This window comes from Alicyclobacillus sendaiensis NBRC 100866 (genome assembly GCF_001552675.1).
Lineage (GTDB): Bacteria > Bacillota > Bacilli > Alicyclobacillales > Alicyclobacillaceae > Alicyclobacillus > Alicyclobacillus sendaiensis.
Genome location: NZ_BCRQ01000026.1, coordinates 15,176 through 37,934, shown reverse-complemented (window position 1 = coordinate 37,934; position 22,759 = coordinate 15,176). Strand labels below are relative to the sequence as shown.

The 22,759-nt window shown below is 59.3% G+C and carries 17 protein-coding genes; 12 read left to right on the top strand and 5 right to left on the bottom strand.

The features are described 5' to 3' along the window. Positions 1 to 533: 533 nt before the first annotated feature. The 4 genes from AS26_RS06960 to AS26_RS06945 all read left to right on the top strand — a co-directional run bounded on the left by AS26_RS06960 (position 534) and on the right by AS26_RS06945 (position 4,214). Positions 534 to 1,244: a DUF969 domain-containing protein gene (locus AS26_RS06960; RefSeq protein WP_062307676.1), complete on the top strand. Its 711-nt coding sequence runs from the start codon at positions 534 to 536 to the stop codon at positions 1,242 to 1,244. Then, a complete protein-coding gene (locus tag AS26_RS06955; protein WP_062307674.1) occupies positions 1,241 to 2,194 on the top strand; it encodes a DUF979 domain-containing protein in 954 nt (317 codons plus the stop codon). Before AS26_RS06960 ends, AS26_RS06955 begins: the two co-directional genes overlap by 4 nt. A gap of 239 nt (positions 2,195 to 2,433) precedes the next feature. After that, a complete protein-coding gene (locus AS26_RS06950; RefSeq protein ID WP_083516012.1) occupies positions 2,434 to 3,834 on the top strand; it encodes an MFS transporter in 1,401 nt (466 codons plus the stop codon). Positions 3,835 to 3,878: 44 nt separating this feature from the next. Continuing rightward, positions 3,879 to 4,214, top strand: a complete 336-nt coding sequence (locus tag AS26_RS06945) for an ArsR/SmtB family transcription factor (protein ID WP_062307672.1) — start codon at positions 3,879 to 3,881, stop codon at positions 4,212 to 4,214. 29 nt (positions 4,215 to 4,243) lie between these two features. Here AS26_RS06945 and AS26_RS06940 read toward each other — a convergent pair whose 3' ends face one another. Further along, positions 4,244 to 5,440 carry an MFS transporter gene (locus AS26_RS06940; protein WP_245629656.1) on the bottom strand — a complete coding sequence of 399 codons (1,197 nt, stop codon included), beginning with the start codon at positions 5,438 to 5,440 and terminating at the stop codon, positions 4,244 to 4,246. 66 nt (positions 5,441 to 5,506) lie between these two features. On the opposite strand from AS26_RS06940, the gene AS26_RS06935 reads away from it, so the two are divergent. Continuing rightward, positions 5,507 to 6,145 (top strand): NUDIX hydrolase, encoded by a 639-nt coding sequence (locus tag AS26_RS06935; RefSeq protein WP_062307667.1) that lies wholly within the window; start codon positions 5,507 to 5,509, stop codon positions 6,143 to 6,145. Here AS26_RS06935 and AS26_RS06930 read toward each other — a convergent pair. Continuing rightward, positions 6,142 to 6,885 (bottom strand): pirin family protein, encoded by a 744-nt coding sequence (locus tag AS26_RS06930; RefSeq protein WP_245629657.1) that lies wholly within the window; start codon positions 6,883 to 6,885, stop codon positions 6,142 to 6,144. The two genes, AS26_RS06935 and AS26_RS06930, sit on opposite strands and share 4 nt — an antisense overlap. 42 nt (positions 6,886 to 6,927) lie before the next feature. Continuing rightward, positions 6,928 to 7,860, bottom strand: coding sequence for a LipP1 family hormone-sensitive lipase (gene lipP1, locus AS26_RS06925; protein WP_062307661.1), 933 nt, complete (start codon positions 7,858 to 7,860; stop codon positions 6,928 to 6,930). 204 nt (positions 7,861 to 8,064) lie between these two features. On the opposite strand from lipP1, the gene AS26_RS06920 reads away from it, so the two are divergent. The 7 genes from AS26_RS06920 (at position 8,065) to AS26_RS06890 (ending at position 20,426) form a co-directional block, all read left to right on the top strand. Then, on the top strand, positions 8,065 to 11,949 hold the full coding sequence (locus AS26_RS06920) for a glycoside hydrolase family 13 protein (RefSeq protein ID WP_062307659.1): 3,885 nt from the start codon (positions 8,065 to 8,067) through the stop codon (positions 11,947 to 11,949). 145 nt (positions 11,950 to 12,094) lie between these two features. Continuing rightward, positions 12,095 to 13,372 (top strand): extracellular solute-binding protein, encoded by a 1,278-nt coding sequence (locus AS26_RS06915; protein ID WP_062307656.1) that lies wholly within the window; start codon positions 12,095 to 12,097, stop codon positions 13,370 to 13,372. A gap of 66 nt (positions 13,373 to 13,438) precedes the next feature. Next, complete coding sequence (locus AS26_RS06910) at positions 13,439 to 14,404, top strand: carbohydrate ABC transporter permease (protein WP_083516011.1); 966 nt, start codon at positions 13,439 to 13,441, stop codon at positions 14,402 to 14,404. After that, positions 14,404 to 15,309, top strand: a complete 906-nt coding sequence (locus AS26_RS06905; protein WP_062307682.1) for a sugar ABC transporter permease — start codon at positions 14,404 to 14,406, stop codon at positions 15,307 to 15,309. Before AS26_RS06910 ends, AS26_RS06905 begins: the two co-directional genes overlap by 1 nt. Before the next feature lie 25 nt (positions 15,310 to 15,334). After that, positions 15,335 to 16,363: a LacI family DNA-binding transcriptional regulator gene (locus AS26_RS06900; RefSeq protein WP_062307654.1), complete on the top strand. Its 1,029-nt coding sequence runs from the start codon at positions 15,335 to 15,337 to the stop codon at positions 16,361 to 16,363. A gap of 24 nt (positions 16,364 to 16,387) precedes the next feature. Next, positions 16,388 to 18,121, top strand: coding sequence for a glycoside hydrolase family 13 protein (locus AS26_RS06895; RefSeq protein WP_062307651.1), 1,734 nt, complete (start codon positions 16,388 to 16,390; stop codon positions 18,119 to 18,121). Beyond that, positions 18,087 to 20,426, top strand: coding sequence for a glycoside hydrolase family 31 protein (locus tag AS26_RS06890; protein ID WP_062307648.1), 2,340 nt, complete (start codon positions 18,087 to 18,089; stop codon positions 20,424 to 20,426). Before AS26_RS06895 ends, AS26_RS06890 begins: the two co-directional genes overlap by 35 nt. 53 nt (positions 20,427 to 20,479) lie before the next feature. Here AS26_RS06890 and AS26_RS06885 read toward each other — a convergent pair whose 3' ends face one another. Next, positions 20,480 to 21,610: a GGDEF domain-containing protein gene (locus AS26_RS06885; RefSeq protein WP_062307646.1), complete on the bottom strand. Its 1,131-nt coding sequence runs from the start codon at positions 21,608 to 21,610 to the stop codon at positions 20,480 to 20,482. A 72-nt stretch (positions 21,611 to 21,682) separates the two neighbouring features. Further along, positions 21,683 to 22,681, bottom strand: a complete 999-nt coding sequence (locus AS26_RS06880; RefSeq protein ID WP_062307642.1) for an asparaginase — start codon at positions 22,679 to 22,681, stop codon at positions 21,683 to 21,685. Positions 22,682 to 22,759: the final 78 nt, after the last annotated feature.

Sequence of the window (22,759 nt, the reverse complement as noted above, 5' to 3'; positions counted from 1 at the left end):
CTTCCCTCCAGAACTCGCTTGTGGCGCCGCTTCGCGGGCGAAAATCGCGAACCTCTGCTGAACGTCCCTTTTCCACGACTTCCAACTGCCCTCATGATACCCTCTCTCCGCTCAAAAATCCAGTCCCCACGCCGAATTTTCGAAGATCGCGAACCCCCTATGCTTGCGCCATCGATTCCGGTTCGCGCATGGCCTTCGTGGTTTGGGACGAGATCGTCTGGTTGGTGACCATCCAAATCCCAAGCGCGTGACGAAAGGATGCGCTTTTCTGTTCCATTTGTGCAGCATTCGAGCAGGATTTCCTAGATTCGAATCGAACACGTACATCCATCGCCACCCAGTGAAGCGCCTGCCCGTACGCCGATGCTCATTCACGGGAAGCTTGCGTCCGCAGGTGTATCACCACGTGTACTTCCAGGCGCCGAATCCGCGCCTGACGGTCTCCGGGTGACGCCAAACCTTCATCATGCGTGCGACCTGCCCTATTGTGTCCGGCAAAGTCGCACCTTTCGGATATCTCGGGAGGTGGTCTCATGGTTCTGATCGGTGTCCTCATCGTGATCGTCGGCTTTGCACTTCGCATCAACCCACTGCTCGTCGTGACGGTGGCCGGGATCGCCACAGGACTTCTGGCGCACGAATCGCTCTACAGCATCCTTTCGCAGTTCGGCGCGGCGTTTGCGAAAGATCGGTACATGGCCGTCTTCATCGCGACACTGCCCGTCATCGGCCTGCTCGAGCGCCACGGGCTTCGCGAACAGGCCCAACACTTGGTGTCGAGGGTGCGCGCCGCGACCACAGGGCGCATTCTGAACGCGTACCTGTTCATTCGCGAAGCGGCGGCGGCCTTAGGCCTCACGTCCATCGGCGGGCCTGCCCAGATGGTGCGCCCCGTCGTCGCGCCTATGGCCGAGGGCGCTGCGCTGGCCAAGTACGGAAAGCTGCCCGACGACGTCCGGGACCACATCCGCGCCCATGCCGCCGCCGTCGACAACGTTGGCCTCTTTTTCGGAGAGGACGTGTTCGTCGCCGTGGGCGCCGTCCTTCTCATGAAGGGGGTCTTCGATCAGTTCCACATTCACGCCACCCCCATCCTGATGGGGCTGTGGGCCTTGCCGACCGCCATCGCGGTCTTCATGGTGCACAGCGTGCGGCTCTACCTGCTGGATCGGCGCCTCCGCTGCTGGCTGTCCTCAGATTCATCCGTTGCTTCCGCATCGCCCGGAGAGGGGGTCCACCCGTGATTCGCGTTCAGTACGTCTACGATCTCGTCGGACTCATTCTCGTGCTCTCGAGCCTGTATACGTTTCGCGACGGCACGAATCCTCGGCGCATCACCACGGGGCTCTTCTATTTGTTGTATGGACTCGCGTTCATCCTCGCGGACTTTCTCCCGCCCGCCGTGCTCGGCGTCGGGGTGCTCGCCATCGTCGCCATCGCCGGATTTGGCGGGGTGCGCACGGGAAGCTATCGCGAGGCGAGCGCGGAGGAGCGCGAGGCGAGTCGGACCCGGCTTGGCAATTGGCTGTTCATCCCGGCCGTGCTCATTCCGCTCGTCACCGTGGCCGGCGTCGAAGGGCTCGGCCGCGTTCGCATCGGCGCTGAGTCGCTGCTCGATTCGGCCAACGTCACCCTGGTTGCCCTCGGCATCGCCGCCGCGGCGGCGCTCATCGTGGCGCTCGCCGTCACCCGAAGTTCACCGGTCACGTCTGTCCGCGAAGCGAGGCGCCTGATCGAGGCCATCGGGTGGGCGGCTGTCCTGCCGCAGATGCTCGCGGTCCTCGGCACCCTGTTTGCCTCCGCAGGCGTGGGCACCGTGGTGGCCAACGTGGCGAGTCGCGTGATTCCGCATCACTCGCTGTTCTGGGCCGTCTTCGCGTATTGCGTCGGCATGGCGCTGTTCACCATGGTCATGGGTAATGCCTTCGCCGCGTTCCCGGTGATGACGGCCGGGATCGCCATTCCGCTCATCATCGGCCACTTCGGCGTCGACGCCAATCGCGTTGCGGCCATCGGCATGTTCGCAGGCTATTGCGGCACCTTGCTCACCCCGATGGCTGCCAACTTCAACATCGTCCCAGCCGCCCTGCTTAACCTGCGCAGCCAATACGCGGTCATTCGCGCCCAGTGGCCCACGGCGGTCATCGTTCTTGCGGTCAACATCCTGCTCATGTACGCCTTGGCCCGATGGTGATTCTTCGCGCGATCCCGGCGCGCACATTTCAGCGTCCGGGATCGCGCATCTGCTCCAGGATGTTCCTTCTTCTTTACACACTCTTCACAATCCGAACACGTGGACTTCACAAATGGCGCGTAGCATGTGATGACGGAAAGGATCGATATCCATTGAATCAATGGGTATGGATTCAATCGCGACCGCGGCAAGTGCACTGACCCGTCGCAGCTCAAACCTAGCCAAAAGGGGCGACTCGCGTGTCCGTCAATCCGAAGGTTCTCGAAGCCATGGACGAAAGTCGGCTGAGCGGCTTCCATTGGAAGACCATGTTCACGGCTGGCATGGGCTTTTTCACCGATGCGTACGACCTCTTCATCATCGGCACGGTGACCGCCATTCTCACTCCCATCTGGCATCTCTCCACTGCGCAACTCTCCATTTTGAACAGCACCTCGCTTGCGGCCGCAGCGCTCGGCGCGCTCTTTTTCGGCAAGCTGATGGATAAGTTGGGCCGCAAGGCGATGTACGGATTTGAGGTTATCATGCTCGCGGTGGGCGCCATTCTTTCAGCCTGCGCCCCGTCGTTTATCTGGCTCGTCATCTTCCGCTTCATCGTGGGTCTCGGCGTGGGCGGCGATTACCCCACCAGTTCGGTCATCATGACGGAGTATTCCAACCGCAGAAATCGCGGGTTCATGGTCACGATGGTCTTTGCCATGCAGGGACTCGGGCTCCTGGCGGGTCCGCTCGTCGCGTCCATCCTGCTCTCCGTAGGCATTCCGCATGACATCGCATGGCGCATCATGCTCGCGCTCGGCGCCATTCCGGCGGCGTCCGTCATCTACCTGCGCCGCAAGATGCCAGAGTCGCCGCGTTACCTCATGGCCGTGAAGCAGGACGCGGATGCGGCGGCGAGCGCGGTCCGGGAGCTGACGGGCGAGAGCGTGCGCACTGCGGTGGCATCCGCGACTCCGCAAGCCGTGATCGCACAGCAGTCCTTGTGGACGCCGAAGCATCTCGTGCGCCTGCTGGGCACAGCGGGAAGCTGGTTCCTCATCGATGTGGCGTTCTACGGCAACAGCGTGTCGTCGCAACTCATTCTGAAGGCGCTGCTGCCGCATGCGGCGCTCGTTACCACGACGCTTGTCGCCACGGCCATCTTCATGGTGGCTGCGCTTCCGGGCTACTTCGTCGCAGCCAACCTGATGGACAAGTGGGGCCGCAAGTTCATCCAGGCGCTTGGCTTTACGGTGATGGCGGCTGCCTACGCTGCGCTGTTCTTTGTGCCGAGCATTGCGAAGATGCCCATCTTGTTCCTGGTGCTGTATGCGGTGAGCTACTTCTTCATCGAGTTCGGTCCCAACACCACGACGTTCCTCGTGCCGTCCGAGGCCTTTCCGACGAACCTGCGCGGCACGGCGCACGGGATTTCGGCGGCGGCCGGCAAGATTGGCGCGTTCCTCGGTGCGTTTGTCCTGCCAGGCATCCTGAAGGCCACGGGTCTCAGTGTCACGATGGGGATGCTGGCGGGCGTTGCCCTCCTCGGCGCGCTGCTCACGGTTCTCGCCGTGCCGGAGATGAAACAGAAGTCGCTCGAAGACACGGAAGACATCCGGCTTGCGCCCCAGGCCAAGACGCATCACAGCATCGTGGGCTGATGCTGTCCGCGTAGGGCGTCGGTCGCGAAGCGAGGAGAAACGCCATGACGCACGGACTGGGTACGCCAGAGGATTGCATGAGGTGCTTGGCGGTGCTCGGCGAGCCCCAGCGGCTGCGGATTCTCCGGGCGTTGGCCGACGGCGAGCAGACCGCGGGTGAGCTCTCCGAGCGCCTCGGCGTGCGGCAAAACACGCTTTCCCATCACATGAGACAGCTTCGCGAGCACGGGCTGGTGGAGGTTCGCCGCCACCCCCGTGACGAACGGTTCACCTTTTACCGATTGAACGGGCGTCGGCTGCGAGCGCTCTCCGATGTCCTCACGGAGTGGGCCGCACGGGCGGAAACCTCGTGGGAACCCTCGGGCCGCCGGTCTTCCTGACCGCGGCCCCGTGTTGTCTTTACATCCGCTCACCCCGCCGCGTGCACGCGTTTGCTCGGCGATCTCGACTTGCGCTTGGTCACCCACCCCGTCCAGCTCACCACGCCAAACAGCATGGCCGCAAAAAGGGCCAACGCCACGTCCGCCCACTGCGATCCCGTCTTGGCGAGTGTCCAACCAAATGCGTACGGCAGCGTCGCGCCACCCAGCCCCGCGAAGAACGTGACCAACCTCGTCACAAGCCCGGTGAGGTCCGGAAACGCGTGATTCGCGAACACCAGGGTGACGACGTAAATCCCCGACATGAAGAGGCCGAGCCACACGCATTCGACATACCCTAGGACAACGGATCTCGTCGCAGCCAAGGCCACGGTGGTGCAGAGCGTTCCCACCGCCGCGAGGATGAGATACGGCCGATACGGCAGTTTCCTCGCAATCCATCCGGTCGCCATGCGCCCTGCCACCATCGCAGCCCAGAACGCGCTCACGGCGACGGACGCGGTGGTGGCCGGAAGGGCAAAATGCTCGACAAACACGGCCGGAAGGAAGTTGTTCACGCACGATTCCAAGCCGACGTAGATGAGAACGCAGAGCATGAAGAGCGCAAGGACAAGGGCGCGATCGCGCCGGTTGGCGAGATGAATGGCGTCCGTGTGCGCGTCGCGCGGGCCCTCACGGCTGTCGCGCGCGGCCATAGGCGTGAAGGCGCCGGCTACCGCGAGCGCCGCAGCCGCCGCGGCCACCAGTGCGAAGGCCATCTGCCACCTGCCGGCGGCGATGCATGCGCCCGCAAAGAGGGGGCCGAGCACGCAGCCCAGGCCAAACGCGGCCTCGGTCCGGCTCATGATGACCGCTCGGCGGGCCGGGAACCACTCGATGAGGGAGGTGGACACGGTCGCCTGCATCAGCGCCATGCCGATGCCGTTTGCGAGCGAGCACACGAGGTACGGTAAGGGTTTCGGCCACGCGGTGAAGCCCGCCGAAGCCAGGGCGGTGATGGCGCTCGACGCGACGATGGCGCCCCGATACCCCGTGCGGCGCACGGCCATGGAGGAGAGGGGAACTCCAATCCAGTAGCCGACGAACTGAAGGAAGACGAGATCGCTCCCGAACACGTAGGTGGTGTGCAGGTGTTGCACGGCGAGCGGCAACACGCTGCCGAGGACGACGGTGGCCATCCCGTTCATCCAGTACAGGCCGCATGCGAGCCATACGTAGAGGGGCAAGGTCCATCCTCCTTCGGGCATGTTGCGCCGGCAACGAATGTGGTACGTTGAACCAGGGGGGACATCATGAGCACAGAAGAGCGCGAAGAATGGCTTGATATTTTCACTTCCGAAATGATTCCCTGCGGCAGAGCGCCAAGGTCCATGGTACACGAGCGCGGGCTGTGGCACCAGACGTTTCACGCTTGGATTGCGTCCGCTAGGCGCCTCGACGCGAAGCTCGTCATCCAGCTGCGCGGCCCGCACAAGGATACGAATCCCCTGCGCTTTGACGTGAGCGCCGCCGGCCACCTCGAGGCAGGGGAATCGCCGGACGACGGCGTGCGCGAGATCGAGGAGGAGCTCGGCCTTCACTTGTCCGCGGCGCGCCTGCACAAACTCGGCGTGGTGGCGAACGAGGCGCGGTTCGGGTCCGTCTGGGACCGCGAGTTTCACCACGTGTATGCCGCCATCGTCCCAGACCTTGTGCTCGAGGCGCTGCGCCCGGCGCCGGATGAGATTGCCGGCATCTACGAGATTCCCATGGGCGATTTTCTCGATCTCGCCTTCGGCCGTCGGCGCGAAGCGGTGCTCACTGGGTACCGCCTGTCGCCATCCGGCCTGCAACGAGACGCGCGCGTCGCGGCCTGGGCAGACTTCGTGCCGCGATCGCGCGCATACCTGCAACTGCTCGAAAGGTTCTTCGCCCAGGAAGATGCGCCTTAATCGACAAACGGGCCGTTGAAGATGGGCCGCTCGCCGACCGGCTCGCCGAAGACCATGACGGCGCGAAGCTGTTCCACGGCCCGGACCGGCGTGGGCGCAAACGCCTCGTCGGTGGCCTGGTGCCAGATGAAGAGATCACCCTTTTGCATAGGGAACTCTTCTTCACCCAGGTGACCCGAGCCGCCGAGCACGAAGATGAACCCCTGATGATGCGCGGGCGCTTCGAGCACGTACGATGCGCCTGGCGCCATCTCAACGTCCTGGTACGTCATCGGCCGATGGGTCCGAAGCGGCGATCCACCGCCGACAATCCACTTCCTCCGCACGCCTGGCGCGGGCTCGTCTATTGGCAATGCGTCGGGCGGGATATCCTCGTAGCTCGGCTCCATCCCCTTGTCGCTTCGGGGGATGTTGATCCACAGCTGCAGACCGCTGTCGATCCCGTCCGTCCCAGGCATCTCCGAGTGCACAATCCCGCGCCCCGCTGTCACGTGCTGCGCGCCGCCCTCGGGAATGACGCTCTGGTGGCCTGCGCTGTCCGCGTGTGCGACGGCGCCACGCAAGACGTACGTGATGATCTCAAATCCCCGATGCGGGTGATCCGGAAAGCCATCCGGGTGCTGGATGGAGAAGTGGTCCAAAAGGAGAAAGGGATCCACATACGGCGTGGTGCGGGACGGGAAGATGCGCGCGTGCTCGAGAAACATGATAGGCGCGCGATGCGCACCGGGGAACTTCATCCATGCCACGTGAAAGCCTCCTCTCGGTTGTGCTCGCCCCGGTCAGGCAAGTGCCTCGCGAAGTTTCTCTGCGATGCGGACGAGCGCCTTCGTCGCGCCGGGCGAAAGGCTGTAGAACTGTGCAAAACCGTGGATCAGGTCCTCAAAGTTCTCGATCTCGACCTTCACCCCGGCCCGCTGGAGCGCTTCCGCGTAGAGCTTGCCGACGTCGCGAAGGGGATCGTACTGTGCGGTGGCGATGTACGCGGGAGGCAAGCCGCTCAAGTCCGGGTAGAGCACGGGTGAAAACCACGGATGCGTGAGTTCCTCGAGGCTGTTCAGGTATTGATCTCGGAACCAGAGCATCATGCCGCCGGTCAGGAGGTAGCCTTCCGCATTCTCTTCAAGAGATGCGGGAGGTTCGGTCGGATCGTACCCGGTGGACGGATAGATGAGCAGCTGGAACGCGATGGTCGGCCCGCCGCGCTCCTTCGCGAGGATGCTCGTGACAGCGGCCAGATTTCCGCCGGCGCTGTCGCCTCCGACCGCGATGCGCGCCGGATCGAGGTCGAAATCCGCGTGGCGCTGTGTAATCCACTGCAGGGCATCGTACGCGTCTTCGACAGCGGCCGGGAACTTGTGCTCGGGCGCCAACCGGTAGTCCACGGAGAACACGACAGTCCGGCCGTCTTTTGCGAGGACGCGGCAGACGGGATCATGCGTCTCGAGGTCGCCGACCACCCAACCGCCGCCGTGGTAATACACGAGCGCGGGGTACGGCGGTTCGATGCCGTCCGGGCGATACATGCGAACCTTGAGCGTTCGACCGGGCAGATCCATGTCGAACTCGCGAACCTCGGCTACCGGCTCTTTTTTGACCGGGGGGAACTGCGATTGCTGGGACCGAAACTGTTGGGCGGAGAGATTCTTGTAGTCCGGGGCAGGCATGCGATTCAGCTGATCAAGCACCTGTTGAATGACGGGATCGAGCGGCATATGGGTCGCCTCCTCTGAGATGGGACATGGCACTTACATTTTAACAGTGGACGAGAGGTGAAGGGAACAAGGGAGGGCACAAAAAGAAGGGCGATTCGGACAATGAACGGTGAGGGAACGCCATTGACCTCATGCGGACTACGCGTATAATCCAGGACGATAAGTTTGGTGCAAACGTTTGCACGTACAAGGAGGTTGATAAGCTTGAATTGGAAAGGTGCTGCGGGACTCGCGACGTCCATCGTCATGTCGGCGACGCTCCCGGTGGCGGTGTTTGGCAACCCACGTGTCGTGAGCAAGGCCCGCGTTCTCGCGGCGAACACGGTAGTCAGTCCCGATGCGCCATCCTCGACCGGCGCGGCTTCGCCTGGCAACGCAACTGAACCAACCGATTCCGGTTCCGTTCAGATTGTCAGCGGCAACGGTTTTCGGGCGGGAGACGCAGCCACGGTGGTCCTCACCGTGACCGGCCTGAACCTGGATGCCACAAATTTGAAGGTAGAGGTATCGAATTCGAACAACGGCGTGATCGACGTAACCGACTACGCCGCGCTGACGGGGCCCAATTCTGTCACGCTGCGGCTTCCCGGGGGTGAGGATGGGCTGGGGGCGGGCACGTACACGGTGACCGTCGAAAGTGGGACACTTTCCGTCTCGACACCTCCAGGACAAGGGCTTGAGGTGATGCCCTATACAACCGCCAGCACGATTCAATGGGACGGGATTTACACGTCGGATAGTTCGATGTACGTATCTGATCCCAATCCTTCGCCGGGAGAAGCGGTGACCATCCGTCTTCGTGCGTACAGCGGAAATCTGACGAAGGTGGTATTGAACTGCTGGGACACCGCACAGAACAAAGGCTTTCAGGTGGCAATGTCCCCAGGCAGAACATTTGGACCCTATCAACTCTGGTCCGCCCAAATCCCGGCCTCAGATGGAGGAACCGTTTACTACCGTTTCGACATCTACGACGGCACCAGTTTTGCATGTCTCTCCGGTGACGGCCTGCACACGTCCGACGACACAAACAACAACTTTCCGCTGCCTGTGGGCACGCTGACGCTCTCGTCCCTACAAGCCAATCCTGGTGATACAATCACGGCTTCCGATCCTGTGGGGGACTTCGCGGGAAGTCAGGACCAGCCCAACGAGACATGGGTGCGGTTCGTCAACTCATCGGGCGATACGGTTGCCACGGCTCGTGGGGCAAATGCGACCTGGAACAGCGTTCAATTCACGGTTCCCGCGAGCCTCCCGAATGGTCTGTACCGCGTCGAAATCGTCACAGTCGCGAAGGACGCGGATGGGGTGGTGAACGTCGAGTTCGATAGAAGTGCGGAACTTGTGATTGGTCCGCTGCCTGCGTGGATGGAAGCGTATGAACACGATTCGTTTCGGGCGTTTTATCGTTCGCCATTCGGAGCGGTGCCGACAGGAACACCCATCACACTTCGTCTGCGTGCGCCTCTCAGCGTCGAGCGCGCGACGCTTCGACTGTGGGGAGCCGACGGTCGGGCGGGCGAGGTGGACCTACCCATGCAAAAGCTGCAAATGTCTGCGGACGAATTGGCTCAACAAGCGGGCGTGGAGGATGCGAGCAACTACACATGGTGGACAGTGACGATCCCTCCTTCTTATGTAAAAACACCCGGTACCATGTGGTATCAGTTTAAGACAGAGACGGAAACCGGTCAGGTCATTTATTACGATGATAACGGGGCCCAACTCGAAGGTCTTGGCCAGGTTGGGTTGTCTTCTGACGGACCAAGCTATCAGATCACCGTGTACGAACGGGGATTTCAAACCCCCGATTGGTTGAAACACGCGGTGATCTATGAAATCATGCCGGATCGGTTCTATAACGGAGACATCGCGACGGAAGAGAACCCAAAGACTCAAAAGGGGATCTATGTAAACGAAAACGGCGCGGAGTCGTTGGGTCCCATTGAGTTCCACGGGAACTGGGACTCGCCGCCTTACGACCCTAACATCCCTCCCTCGTCCGACCCGAGCATTGCTGCGCTCCGAGGGAATGGACAATGGAACATCGACTTTTTTGGGGGCGATCTGCGGGGCATTGAGGACAAGCTGGATTACCTGAAGAGCTTAGGGGTCAATACGCTTTATCTCATGCCTGTGTTTGAAGCGGAGTCCAATCACAAGTACGATACAGCTGACTACTTCAAGATCGACCCCGGATTTGGCACGCAGCAGGATTGGTTGAACCTGGTGCGGGCCGCGCACGCAAAGGGGTTCCACATCATCCTGGACGGGGTGTTCGAGGACACCGGAAGTGACAGTGTATATTTTAATAAGTTCGGGAATTTCCGCTCAGAGGGGGCATGGCAGGCATACCTGAAGAACCAGCCATCCCTATCGCCTTACTATTCCTGGTATTCATGGACAGGCAATGCCTCGAACCCTTATAATTCGTGGTTCCAGATTGACACCCTGCCCTTGACGAATACGTCGGACCCTGCCTATCAGCGATTTGTTTACGGGGGCAGCCACTCTGTGGCGCGTTATTGGATAGGCGAAGGAGCGGACGGGTGGCGTTTGGACTCGGCAGACAACAGCAACTTCAATACTTCCTGGTGGAGTGGCTTCCGCAAAGCGGTGAAGTCCATCGACCCAAATGCGGCGATTGTAGGAGAGGTCTGGGGAAACGCCACAAATGACAACGGAACGGATTGGCTGACGGGTTCGACGTTTGATAGTGTGATGAATTACCAGTTTCGGAATGCGGTCATCGACTTCTTCCGTGGGACATACAATGACGGCAATGTGCAACATCACGCCGTCGACGCCCCAGGATTCAACCAAGAACTGATGCGGCTCTACAGCGAGTATCCGCTGCAGTCGTTTGATTCGATGATGAACCTTGTCGATTCACAGGACACCATGAGGATCTTGACCATCCTGGAGAACGCGCCACAACCGGGCGATATGTCTGCGCTTGAGCAGGACGAGTACGAGCCGTCCGCGGCAGATGATGAGCTCGGCATTGAGAGGCTGAAACTTGTTTCCGACTTCCAATTCAGCTTTCCTGGTGATCCGACGATTTTTTACGGAGACGAAGCGGGGTTAGGCGGCTATTCTGATCCGCTCAATCGTAGGACCTATCCGTGGGATCATCAGAACCTTGCGCTCTTGAACCACTATCGCAAGCTTGGCGCCATTCGGACTGCCAATTCTGTTCTACAGACCGGAGGTTTCACACCTTTGTATGCAGAAGGGATGGTGTACGCATTTGCGAGAACCATCCAAGATGGGCATGATGTCTTCGGCGACCCAGCGCGGAACGCCACGGCCATCGTGGCCATCAACAATCAGAACCAAACGACCACGGTGACCATTCCGACGCGCGGGACCGTTGCGGACGGCACCATGATGCTTGATGAGCTGACCAACCAATGGCACGAGGTGCAGAACGGTCATATCACGCTCACTTTGCAGCCCTACCAAGGCGCGATATTCGTGACGCCAAGCGACACGCCGGTGGCCTATTTGCAGGAGGAACATTCTCAGGACGAGATTGCTTGGACACCTGTTCAAGGTGCCTTGGGTTATCGCGTTTGGAAGAAGAATGCGGACGGACACTGGCTGCCCGCTGGGCCCGTGCTTTCTGCGGAAGACTTGAGTTTTACGGTAAGCCGCGGCGCGACGGCGCAAACGTTTGCTGTTGAAGCCATCCTTGGAACGCCTGGTCGGGAGACGAGTCCGAATGAAGGCCATCTGTCTCTTCCAGTAGATGTACCCGCCGTGCGCCTGAATCAGCCGGAGATTCGTGGCCGGATCGAAGCGGGGAGAGCCATCCTTTCCATCACACCTGTGTCGGGTGCAACACAATATATCATCTACGAGAAACAGTTGGACGGGGCGTATATGGTAGTCAATAGAGTATCGGCGTACCAGGAGGTGAAAAGCCCAGGGAACGGTGCGGATGAGGACTCAAACATGCTGGGGAGAGGAGTCATGACGGTTTCCCTTCGAGTTCCGGCCGGCCTCTCGTCAGTCACCTACCGAGTCGCTGCGCAAAATGACGATGGGCAAGCTGTGTCGAACCCGCTGACGTTGTCGCGTTAAACAGGTGAACTGTCAATGGCTAGGGGATGAGGTCCCCGACATTTTCGAGGTGGACTCTTGATCGCGACCGTGTGAAAGCGTTATACTGTTCGCGCAAACGTTTGCGCAGTGAATTTAAAGTGAATTTACAGAGGGGGTTAGTTCGGTGAGGCGATGGGGAATCGTATCGACAAGTGTGGCCACACTGGTGTTGGCCGGCGGAACCATCGTTGGCTGCGGAGCGTCGAGTGGCGGGCAGAACGCGTCTCCTCCGGCGAGCTCTTCGACGGCCAGCGGAGAGCCCAGCACGCTGCCGAAAGGGCAGACCATTACCGTTTGGTCGTGGCAGACCGGGCCCGAGTTGCAAGACGTGAAGAAAATCGCCGCGCAATGGGCCAAGGCGCATGGAGACAAGGTCGTCGTCGTCGACCAAAGTTCCAACCCGAAGGGATTCCAGTTTTATGCTACCGCGGCGCGGACGGGCAAGGGGCCTGACGTGGTATTTGGAATGCCGCACGACAACAACGGCGTCTTTGCGGAAGAAGGACTCATGGCGCCGGTGCCGCCTGGCGTGATCAACACGAGCCTCTACGCGCCAAACACCATTGACGCAATCAAGGTGAATGGCACGATGTATTCGGTGCCGGTGTCCGTTCAGGTCGCGGCGATGTATTACAACAAGAAGCTTGTGCCGCAGCCACCGCAGACATGGTCGGAATTCGTGAAAGACGCGAATGCACATGGCTTCATGTACGACCAGGCGAACCTTTACTTTGATTACGCCATCATCGGTGGTTATGGCGGGTACGTGTTCAAGGACAAAAACGGCACGCTTGATCCGAACAACATAGGGCTTGACACGCCGGGCGCGGTTCAGGCCTATACGCTCATGCGCGACATGGTTTCCAAGTACCACTGGATGACACCAAGCACGAATGGCTCGATTGCAAAGGCTGAGTTTGTCGCTGGGAAAATTGGCATGTATGTGAGTGGGCCGTGGGACACGGCGGATATTGAAAAGGCTAAAATTGACTTTGGCGTTACGCCTTGGCCCACCTTGCCAAACGGTAAACACGCCACGCCGTTCCTGGGGGTCATCACGGCATTTGTGAACAAGGAGTCCAAAACACAGGCCGCCGACTGGAGCCTTGTGCAAGCATTGACCAGTGCGCAGGCACAGCAAATGTACTTCAAAGATTCTCAACAGATTCCTGCACTTTTGTCAGTGCAAAGGTCGAGCTCGGTTCAGTCGAGTCCAATCTTTAAAGCGTTTGTCGAACAGCTGCGCTACGCGGTGCCGATGCCCAACATTCCGCAGATGCAGGCCGTGTGGCAAGCGATGAGCATCCTGCAGAACATCATTGCAGGAAAGGTGTCGCCCGAGCAGGGTGGAAAGGATTTTGTGAAAAATATTCAAAAGGGCATCATGGCGCAAGGGTCCTGATATCATCGGTGCGCAGGTGGGAGCCGGCCTGTGGCTGGCTCCTTTCCTTACGAGGGGGGTAAGCCTATGGCCACCGTCATGGAGATCAGAAGGTCTCATAGCCGGCAGCGCGCGAAGCGGCGCGTGGATTGGATAGCTTATGGATATTTGTCTCCCGCGCTCGTCACCATCTGCGTGTTGAGCATTCTTCCGATTTTCTATACTATCTACATCTCCTTTACGAATTTCAATCAAATGCACTTTCTGTCGTATCAGTTTATCGGTCTGAAGAATTATGAGGAACTCTTAAATCCGCACGATCCATTGTCGAATCTGTTCTTGCCGACGTTCATTTGGACCTTGGTATATGCACTCTGCACGACGGTGCTCGCGTACCTTGTCGGACTGTTCTTGGCCGTCCTTCTCAACAACAAGCACATGAAGGAGCGCACACTCTATCGCACCCTGCTCATCGTGCCGTGGGCGGTTCCGAACCTGATTTCCATGCTCGCATGGCAAGGTCTGTTAAATGATCAGTACGGTCAAATCAATGCACTTCTGCACGGCGTCTTCGGCCTACCGCCCATTCCCTGGCTCACGAGTGCGTTGTGGGCAAGGGTTGCGGTGATCATGGTCAACGTCTGGGCCGGTTTCCCTTACATGATGATCGTGTGTTTAGGTGCTCTGCAATCGATCCCGACGGACCAATATGAGGCCGCGGAAATTGACGGAGCCAACTGGTGGCAAGTGTTCCGGTACGTGACCATGCCCTCGGTTTGGCGCATCTCACTGCCGCTCTTAATACCTTCTTTTTCGTTCAACTTTAATAACTTTAACGCATCGTATCTCTTGACCGGCGGAGGGCCGCCCAATTCGAACAATCCGTTCCTAGGTGAGACGGATATTTTGGCAACTGCTGCCTACAAGATGACGCTGACCTTCAATCGCTATGATTTAGGCGCGACGATCTCGGTCCTGCTCTTCATTCTCGTAGCTCTCATCAGCTGGGTACAGATGCGATACACCGGAGCGTTTAAGGAGGTCGATGCGTGATGGCGACGTCGACGGACCGTATCTCATCACTGACATCCGAACGTCTTCCTGCATCTCGCACACGCCGCCGGCGCTCGATGCAACCGGGAGAGCGAGTCGTTCTCTGGGCGTCCCGCGTCGTCATTTGGTGCATCATCGTCATGGTTTTGCTCCCGATGTGGTTTGTCGTGATCGCGTCGTTTAACCCTTCAAATTCATACATTTCGTTTTCGTTGTTCCCTGCGAATGCTTCCCTTGTGAACTACAAAACTCTGTTTCAAGGCGGGCAATTCTGGGCATGGGTTCGCAACAGTTTGCTGGTCGGCGTGGTGGTCGCAGTAGCACAATCGTTCATCACGGCGATGTCCGCTTTTGCGTTTTCCAAGCTCAGATTCTACGGGAGGAAATACGGTCTCATGACCTTGCTCCTCCTCCAGATGTTTCCCAATATCTTGGCGATCGCGGCCTTCTATACGGCGCTCGCGAAGTTGAACATGATCGACATGTTGGGTTCGTACATCCTCGTGATGCTCGGAACGAGTGCATTTAACATCTGGCTCTTGAAAGGGTACATGGATTCTGTGCCGAGGGAGTTGGACGAGGCGGCCGTCATTGATGGCGCGACCACCTGGAAGAGATTCATCCACGTGACATTGCCGTTGTCCACTCCGATGATGGTCGTGATTTTCTTTCTGACACTGGTCGGCATCTTCAGCGAGTACATGTTCGCGGGTACCATTCTCCAGTCACCTTGGAATTACACGCTGGGTGTGGGCATGTACAATTTGATCAGCGGGCAGTTCGCGAAAAACTGGGGAGAGTTTGCTGCCGCTGCGCTGTTGTCGGCTGTGCCTCTTGCCATCGTGTTTGCCATCGCACAGCGATATCTGACGAAAGGGCTGGTGGCGGGATCGGTAAAAGGTTGATGTTTGCTGGAAGGAGGCGTTCGCCGTGGCCACGATCAAAGACGTCGCACGCCTTGCAAACGTGTCGCCGTCCACGGTGTCTCGCGTGCTTGCTAACTCGCCTCGCATCTCTGAGGAGACCAAGCGAAGGGTTCGAGCTGCTCTTGAACAACTGAATTACCATCCAAACGCGTTTGCACGCGGTCTGGTGACGAACTCTACGGGGGCCATTGGCATTCTCATTCCGCCCTCAGCACAAGAGTTTTTCGTGAACCCCTTCTTCTCGGAATGGATGGCGGGTGTGGCAGAGGTGGCCCGGCAACGTGGCGTGGACACGGTTCTCTCCACCTCTTCGCGGGGCGAGATCGAAACCTTGGATCACATGATACGGGGTAGGCGTGTGGACGGTGTTCTTCTGATAGGCACGCGGAAGAGCGATCCCGTCCTGCACGAGGTCGCGAAGTTGCGCTGTCCCGCTGTCCTTCTCGGTCGCCCTGCGGACCCGTCGCCTATCAGTTGGGTGAATAATGACAACCGGCGAGCTGCTTATGATGCGACAGTCCACTTGCTGAATCTGGGGCATCGCCGAATTGGGTTTTTGGGTGGCGCTTCCGACTTGGTCGTGACCATCGATCGCGTCGCGGGCTACCGGCAGGCCTTGTTGGACCACGGGGTGGAACCTGATCCGCGGCTTGAGGTCTCCAGCTTTTTTCTCGAGCAAGGCGGTTACCTCGGCATGATGCGCTTGCTCGCCATCCCAGACCGCCCGAGCGCGGTTCTCTGTGCAGACGACGTGTTGGCATTCGGTGGCATGCGTGCAGCTCATGAACTGGGTTTCGAGGTACCCGGCGATCTCGCCATTGTCGGATTTAACGACATTCGATTGGCGGAGCTCGCCCATCCCGCACTGACCAGTGTCCGGGTTCACATGCATGAGTTGGGTGTGCGGTCGGCCGAACTTTTGCTGGAGGAGATTGCACAAGGCAAACCTCTACAACGGCATGTCACCGTCCATCATGAACTGGTCATTCGGTATTCCTGCGGCGCAAAGCCAATTGGCACCATGACGACCTAGAACCGTCGTCCCGGGAGGGTCCCCATGGAACTCGTGTGGCAACATCGTTGGGCGGTGGACGCGTACCCGCTCAATTCCTCCACCATCGTGCTTGCCTTGCGTGTGGCGCGATGCACGCCGGTGTTGAGGGTGCGCGTGCACTTTGGAGATCGGTATGAACCTCACTTTCAGGACTCATGCGAAGCTTGCCGGTACGGATCGGACGGGGCGTTTGACTGGTTCACCTGTGAAGTGGCCGTTCCAACACGCAGGCTGAAATACGCGTTTGAAGTGTTGTCCCCCAGCGGTTGCGTCGTGTACCTAGGTGAGGGTGGGCTCGCTCATGCTTTGGATGCGGTTCAGCCATTTCACTATCCTTATATTCACCCGTCCCAGGTTCTCACCGTCCCGGATTGGGTGGGGCATGCAGTGGCCTATCAAATATTCCCTGACCGGTTTGCCATGGGTGAACCCCTGCTGGTTCGTCCGACGGATCCTTGGGACGCGCGCCCGGCTCCAAAGAGCGTATTTGGCGGGAACCTGCGAGGCATTGTTGAGAAACTTGCTTATCTGAGCGATCTCGGCGTCAATCTCGTATATCTCACGCCCATCTTTCAAGCTCCTTCCAACCACAAATACGATACGCAGGACTATTTTTCTGTGGATCCCGCCTTTGGCACGCTCGACGATCTGAAGCTGCTCGTCAAAGAGGCTCATCGCCTTGGGATTCACGTGGTGCTCGACGCAGTGTTCAATCATTCAGGGTTCCTCTTCGCGCCGTTTCGAGACGTGAGGGCTCGCGGCAAGGCGTCTCCCTATTGGTCCTGGTTCTTCGTGCACGGAGACCACGTCGATGTGGAATCCGTCAATTACGAGACCTTTGCGTCGGGCCTCCGAGATATGCCCAAACTGAATTTGGCCGAGCCTTCTGCTCAGGCGTACTTTCTGAACGTGGCCAAACATTATGTTCTCGAGTGCGATATCGACGGATGGCGTTTTGACGTCGCCAATGAAATCGATCCCCAGTTCTGGCCGCGGTTGCGTTCCGAACTACGTGCTTTGAAGCAGGACATCTTGCTGATAGGCGAAATATGGCATGACAGTCTTCCCTGGCTGACGGGCAACGCATTTGACGGCGTCATGAATTATCCGCTTCGAGAGCTTGTCCTGCGATATGCGGTCGACGAGTCTATGGATGAGCTCGCTTTCGCAGAAGGCTGGGTACGGCTATACCTCCAATATCCACGTGCGGCATGGCGGGCAATGTGGAATCTGTTGGGCAGCCATGATACTGAACGCGTTCTCACGCGAGCCCGCGGCCATGTCCCCTCGGTCGTACTGGCCTTTGCCATGCTGTTCACGCTGCCTGGTATTCCCATGGTCTACTACGGGGACGAAATTGGCATGGAAGGTGGCGCCGATCCAGATTGCCGAAGGGGTATGCCGTGGGACGCGAACCTATGGAAGCGCCACCTACGCGAAGCCATCCGGCAACTCGCATGGCTCAAGCGAACGCATCCTGCGCTCGCAGGAGATAGGATGGAGATTCTCGATGTGAAGCCTGGTGTGCTGCACTATGTGCGCCACGGTGGCACCGGCTCGCATCTTCATGTTGCGCTTGGCAAACGTCGCGCCTTAGGTATCGGGAAGGACTCTCCACTCTTCGCTTGGGATGTTCCGTCACGAACCGGCGAGGACCGGACGGTCCTGATATGGGAATGTGATTCACATGAGGGGTGTAGATATGATTCACGAACAGACGGATCTCACGACCAGTGAAGCGATCCGCCCGGATGCGCAGACATCGACGCCGGATGACTGGGTTTATCTCGGGCGACCTCGCCGTTTTGACGTGGACCGCGACGGCGGGGCGGCGATTGTGTATGACGCCGGAGTAGCTGTGGGTGTGGCCGCAGTCGACGATAGTGTTTTGCGCGTCGCGTATTGCAAGACCGTTGGGGAGTGGCCGACGACGAGCCCCGCCGTTGTAGAGGAAATCACCCAGCGGTATCCCTGGAGAATGACTCAAGCGGAAACGCACGTGCTGCTCGAATGTGATGCTGGGTGGCGAATTCAAATCGACCAAGATGATGGAACATGGCGTATTCGCCATACCGGCTTCGAAACGGCCGTCGAGGGCATCACGTGGTACAAGCGTAAAAAAGGTGGCGCATTGGCATTCGCTTCGCTCGAAGACGCTCGGTTCTACGGCCTTGGCGAAAAACCTGGTCCTCTTGACAAACGGCATGAGGCGTATACCATGTGGAACTCCGACGTCTACGCGCCGCACGTGCCCGAGATGGAGGCCCTCTATCTGTCGATCCCGTTCTTCTTGCGGATGCAAGGAGGAACCGCCGTTGGCGTCTTTGTCGATCATCCAGGACTATCTCGCTTTGACTTCCGAAGCAGGTATCCTGACGTCGAAATCTCGACAGATCGAGGAGGGTTAGACGTCTATTTCATTTTTGGGTCGTCCTTAAAGGATGTCATTCGGCGTTACACGAAGCTCACGGGGCGTATGCCTATGCCACCTAAATGGGCGCTCGGCTATCATCAGTCTCGCTACTCATACGAGACCCAGAGCGAGGTACTCTCTGTTGCGCAAACGTTTGTAGCCAGAGACATTCCTTTGGATGCTATTTACCTGGACATCCACTATATGGACGGCTATCGGGTGTTCACCTTTGATGAACGGCGATTCCCTGATCCGGCGCGGATGTGTCACGAGCTGAAGAAGCTTGGGGTGCGCGTGGTCCCCATCGTGGATCCGGGGGTGAAACAGGACCCGGAATATCCGGTCTACATGGATGGACTTGCTCACAACCACTTCTGCCAAACCGCTGAGGGTCAGGTCTATCTTGGCGAGGTGTGGCCCGGATTGAGTGCCTTTCCCGACTTCGCGTCAGGGGACGTGAGGGCGTGGTGGGGTCGTTGGCACCGAACGTATACCCAGATGGGCATAGAAGGCATATGGAACGACATGAACGAGCCGGCCGTGTTCAATGAGACAAAGACCATGGACGTGAACGTGGTCCACCGGGGAGACGGGCGACTGCACACGCACGGCGAGGTTCACAATCTGTATGGTTTCTGGATGGCTGAGGCCACCTATCAAGGACTGAAGGCGCAGTTGGATGGCAAGCGACCGTTTGTGCTCACGCGCGCTGGCTACAGCGGCATTCAACGATACGCCGCGGTATGGACAGGCGACAATCGGAGTTTTTGGGAGCATATGGCGATGGCCATACCGATGGTGCTCAACATGGGGATGTCCGGTGTTCCGTTAAGCGGCCCAGATGTGGGTGGTTTTGCCCATCATGCTTCCGGTGAGCTGCTCGCGCGTTGGACACAAATGGGCGCGTTCTTCCCGTTCTTTCGAAATCACAGTGCTATGGGAACGCACCGACAAGAACCTTGGTCATTCGGCCCCAAGTTCGAGGCCGCCATCCGACGTGCGATACACCTTCGTTATCGGTTCCTGCCCTATCTGTACACGCTCGTGCGGGAAGCCCACGAGACCGGCTTGCCCATGATGCGGCCGTTAGTCTTGGAGTACCCTGACGATCCCAACACGCATCACATCGATGATCAGTTCCTCGTGGGTTCGGACCTGCTCGTGGCTCCTATCCTCAAGCCGGGTATGACCCGTAGAATGGTGTACTTGCCGGAAGGGGAATGGATCGATTACGAAACACGCGAGCGATACCAAGGGCGCCAGTACATCTTGACGCACGCGTCTCTCGACCGCATCCCGCTTTACATCCGGGCAGGTAGCGTGATTCCCGTGAATCTCATGGAAAATCCGAGACAGACGCAACTCGGATGGGAGATCTTTATGGACGCCAACGGTCACGCTTCGGGGCGATGCTACGAGGACGACGGCGAGACGTTCAACTATGAGGACGGCGCCTACTGTGACCGCGTGCTGCAGGTCCTCGCCACAGCGGACGGAACACAGATTGAATGCCACCTTGTCGAAGGATCAGGGGAGGGTGGAAGTCAGGAAAGTGTGGTTCGCTTGTTTACGTCCCATGAGATACGGGAGGCTCGCGTAGAAGGCATATCGTTCTCCATCCGTCTGTGAGGAACTTGAGGGCTGGATTTGTCCATCCTTCCGGCCCTCTGCTCTTCACACATTCACCCCGACATCGCCGATTCCCAGGCCACGATCTTGTTTTTGCCCGTCTGTTTGGCACGGTACAGGCACTGATCCGCTCGTTCGAAGAGTTCATCCCGGGTTTCGCCAGGGCGATGCGTGGACAGGCCAATGCTCACGGTCGCGCGGTGTCCGTCGAGTTCCACGTGATGAACATTCGCGATGTACTCGCGGATCTTCTCCATATGTTGGACGGCCTGCTCGTGGCTGATCTCCGGGATGATCACGGCGAACTCCTCACCGCCGTACCGCGCGAGAAAGTCGCCGGCCGCAAGGTGCTGTTGGATGGCCCGCGCCGTGCGCCGAAGGATCTCGTCGCCGACCAGGTGTCCGAACTGATCGTTGATCTGTTTGAAGTTGTCGATGTCGATCACGGCGAGGTGCAGCGGCGTATTCGTGCCATCGCTGATTTGAAGCGCGAAGTCGAGATATTCGTCGAAGGATTTGCGATTGTAGAGGCCGGTCAACGCGTCGGTCTTGGCCTCTTTCTCCGACAAAATCTGCCGAACCCAAAGTTCGGTTTGTGCGCGGGTCTGCACGCGCAGTTCGTTCCAGATTCGGAGGCCAAATCGCAACACAATGTGAGATGCAGCCGTCATCCACAACAGAACCAAGCCCCACAGCGCCAGTTGCCCCAGCGACTGAAAAATGACTGCAGCGCTCGCGCGGTTGGACAACGGCATCAGCGTCAGCGCCAATTCTGCCGCAAACGCCGCGGTACCCGCGAGCCACACCTTCTCCACCTGAAGATGGAGAATGGACGTCACAATGGGCAACAGGAGCGCGGCACGCAAGGGCTGTGCCTCAGGATACGCGGCGGTGGTCACGAGTGCGAGCAGCGTCCCGGACGCAATCAGGGTATTTTCTCGTACGCCTGGATGTTTGCGCGCGCTCCATTCCGCCATCCCCTGGATGCAGAACATGGCGAGCGGCGCAAACACCCAAGCGCGCAAAGCAAACGGGAGCAGATGGGCGCGATGCAGCCACCACTCACCGGGCGCAAAGAGCAAGTTCCCGGCCAGGAAGAGCGCGAGGAACAGCCGATGAATCTGAATGGCGCGCTGCGCGCCGTTGCGGAACTCGCGGACATCTTCTGGCAAAGCCACGGCCATCACCAGTGTCCATCTTCGACAAGCGCCTCCAAGATCCTGCTTCTCGCCCGCGCGCGGCGAAACTTGCGCAGGTCAAGCGCGGTGGAGGCTGAAATCCGCCATGATGCGGCCAACTTCGCGCCCCTGCGTGTTGAGGACGGCCGGTTCGACGTACGCGTGAAGCGAATCCCGTTCCGCGGCCGAGATCGCGCCGAGATCGGTCAGCACCTTCAGCGCGACCGGCGGAATGGCGCGCGCGTTGCCGTCGAGCACCTTGACCACCATCGCCAGGCCAAGCCGCGTGTCCATCGCGGCCAAAAATCCCTCTGCGCCGCCCTTCGCCACGATGCGGCCTTGAGTCGCGCGCATGAGGTCGGTGTCGAATCGATCCCGGCTTCCGCCCACGAGCTCGGGATGGCGGCCCATGGCGCTCAGGATGCGCTTCATGGCGGCCGCGTGGGGGGCGCCGGGGCGGAGGAACGACGCAAACGCGCGCGCCCACGCCCTGAGCGGTATCGCATGCACGGGCACGCCGCACCCGTCCACCCCTACGCGGATGTCGTCCACCGGCACGCCCGCGAGTTCACTGAGCGTGCGGAGGATGGCCTGTTGCAGCGGGTGGTCCAGCTCGGCGTACGAGGACGGATCGGTCCCCGTGGCCCTGCAGTAGGCGAGCATGCCCGCGTGCTTGCCAGAGCAGTTGTTGTGAATGGCGGTGAGCGTTCCTCCGCGCCGCAACAGGTCTTCGTACGCTTCTCGGCTGTGCGGCACGTGCACGCCGCAGACGAGGTGCTCGGGCCCGAGCCCGATGCTTTGGAGGATCTCGTTCGCCTTCTCCACGTGCATGGGCTCCGAGCTATGGGAGGCACACATCAAGGCCAGGTGGCTTTCGTCCAGTCCAAAGGCCTCGAGGGCGCCCGACTCGACCACTGGGATCGCCTGAATGGGTTTGCAGGAACTGCGGGCAAACGTGAAGAAGTCGAGATCGCCATACGAGGCGACGATCTCGCCCTCTGGATTTGCGACGGCGATGGCGCCTGCGTGCCAGCTCTCGTCAACTGCACCGCGGGTGACACGGACAAATGGCTTCATGTCGGGTCTTCCTTTCTCGCGTGGACACCGTTTTGCAGGAAGAGTGTATCACATACGCGAGCGCCGCGGGCTTTACGC

Bases quoted from the DNA above. Each gene is read 5' to 3' on its own strand.
- AS26_RS06960 (WP_062307676.1), top strand. From the start codon at position 534: ATGGTTCTGATCGGTGTCCTCATCGTGATCGTCGGCTTTGCACTTCGC.
- AS26_RS06945 (WP_062307672.1), top strand. From the start codon at position 3,879: ATGACGCACGGACTGGGTACGCCAGAGGATTGCATGAGGTGCTTGGCG.
- AS26_RS06935 (WP_062307667.1), top strand. From the start codon at position 5,507: ATGAGCACAGAAGAGCGCGAAGAATGGCTTGATATTTTCACTTCCGAA.
- AS26_RS06930 (WP_245629657.1), bottom strand. From the start codon at position 6,885: ATGAAGTTCCCCGGTGCGCATCGCGCGCCTATCATGTTTCTCGAGCAC.
- lipP1 (WP_062307661.1), bottom strand. From the start codon at position 7,860: ATGCCGCTCGATCCCGTCATTCAACAGGTGCTTGATCAGCTGAATCGC.
- AS26_RS06910 (WP_083516011.1), top strand. From the start codon at position 13,439: ATGGCCACCGTCATGGAGATCAGAAGGTCTCATAGCCGGCAGCGCGCG.
- AS26_RS06905 (WP_062307682.1), top strand. From the start codon at position 14,404: ATGGCGACGTCGACGGACCGTATCTCATCACTGACATCCGAACGTCTT.
- AS26_RS06895 (WP_062307651.1), top strand. From the start codon at position 16,388: ATGGAACTCGTGTGGCAACATCGTTGGGCGGTGGACGCGTACCCGCTC.
- AS26_RS06890 (WP_062307648.1), top strand. From the start codon at position 18,087: ATGATTCACGAACAGACGGATCTCACGACCAGTGAAGCGATCCGCCCG.
- AS26_RS06885 (WP_062307646.1), bottom strand. From the start codon at position 21,610: ATGGCCGTGGCTTTGCCAGAAGATGTCCGCGAGTTCCGCAACGGCGCG.
- AS26_RS06880 (WP_062307642.1), bottom strand. From the start codon at position 22,681: ATGAAGCCATTTGTCCGTGTCACCCGCGGTGCAGTTGACGAGAGCTGG.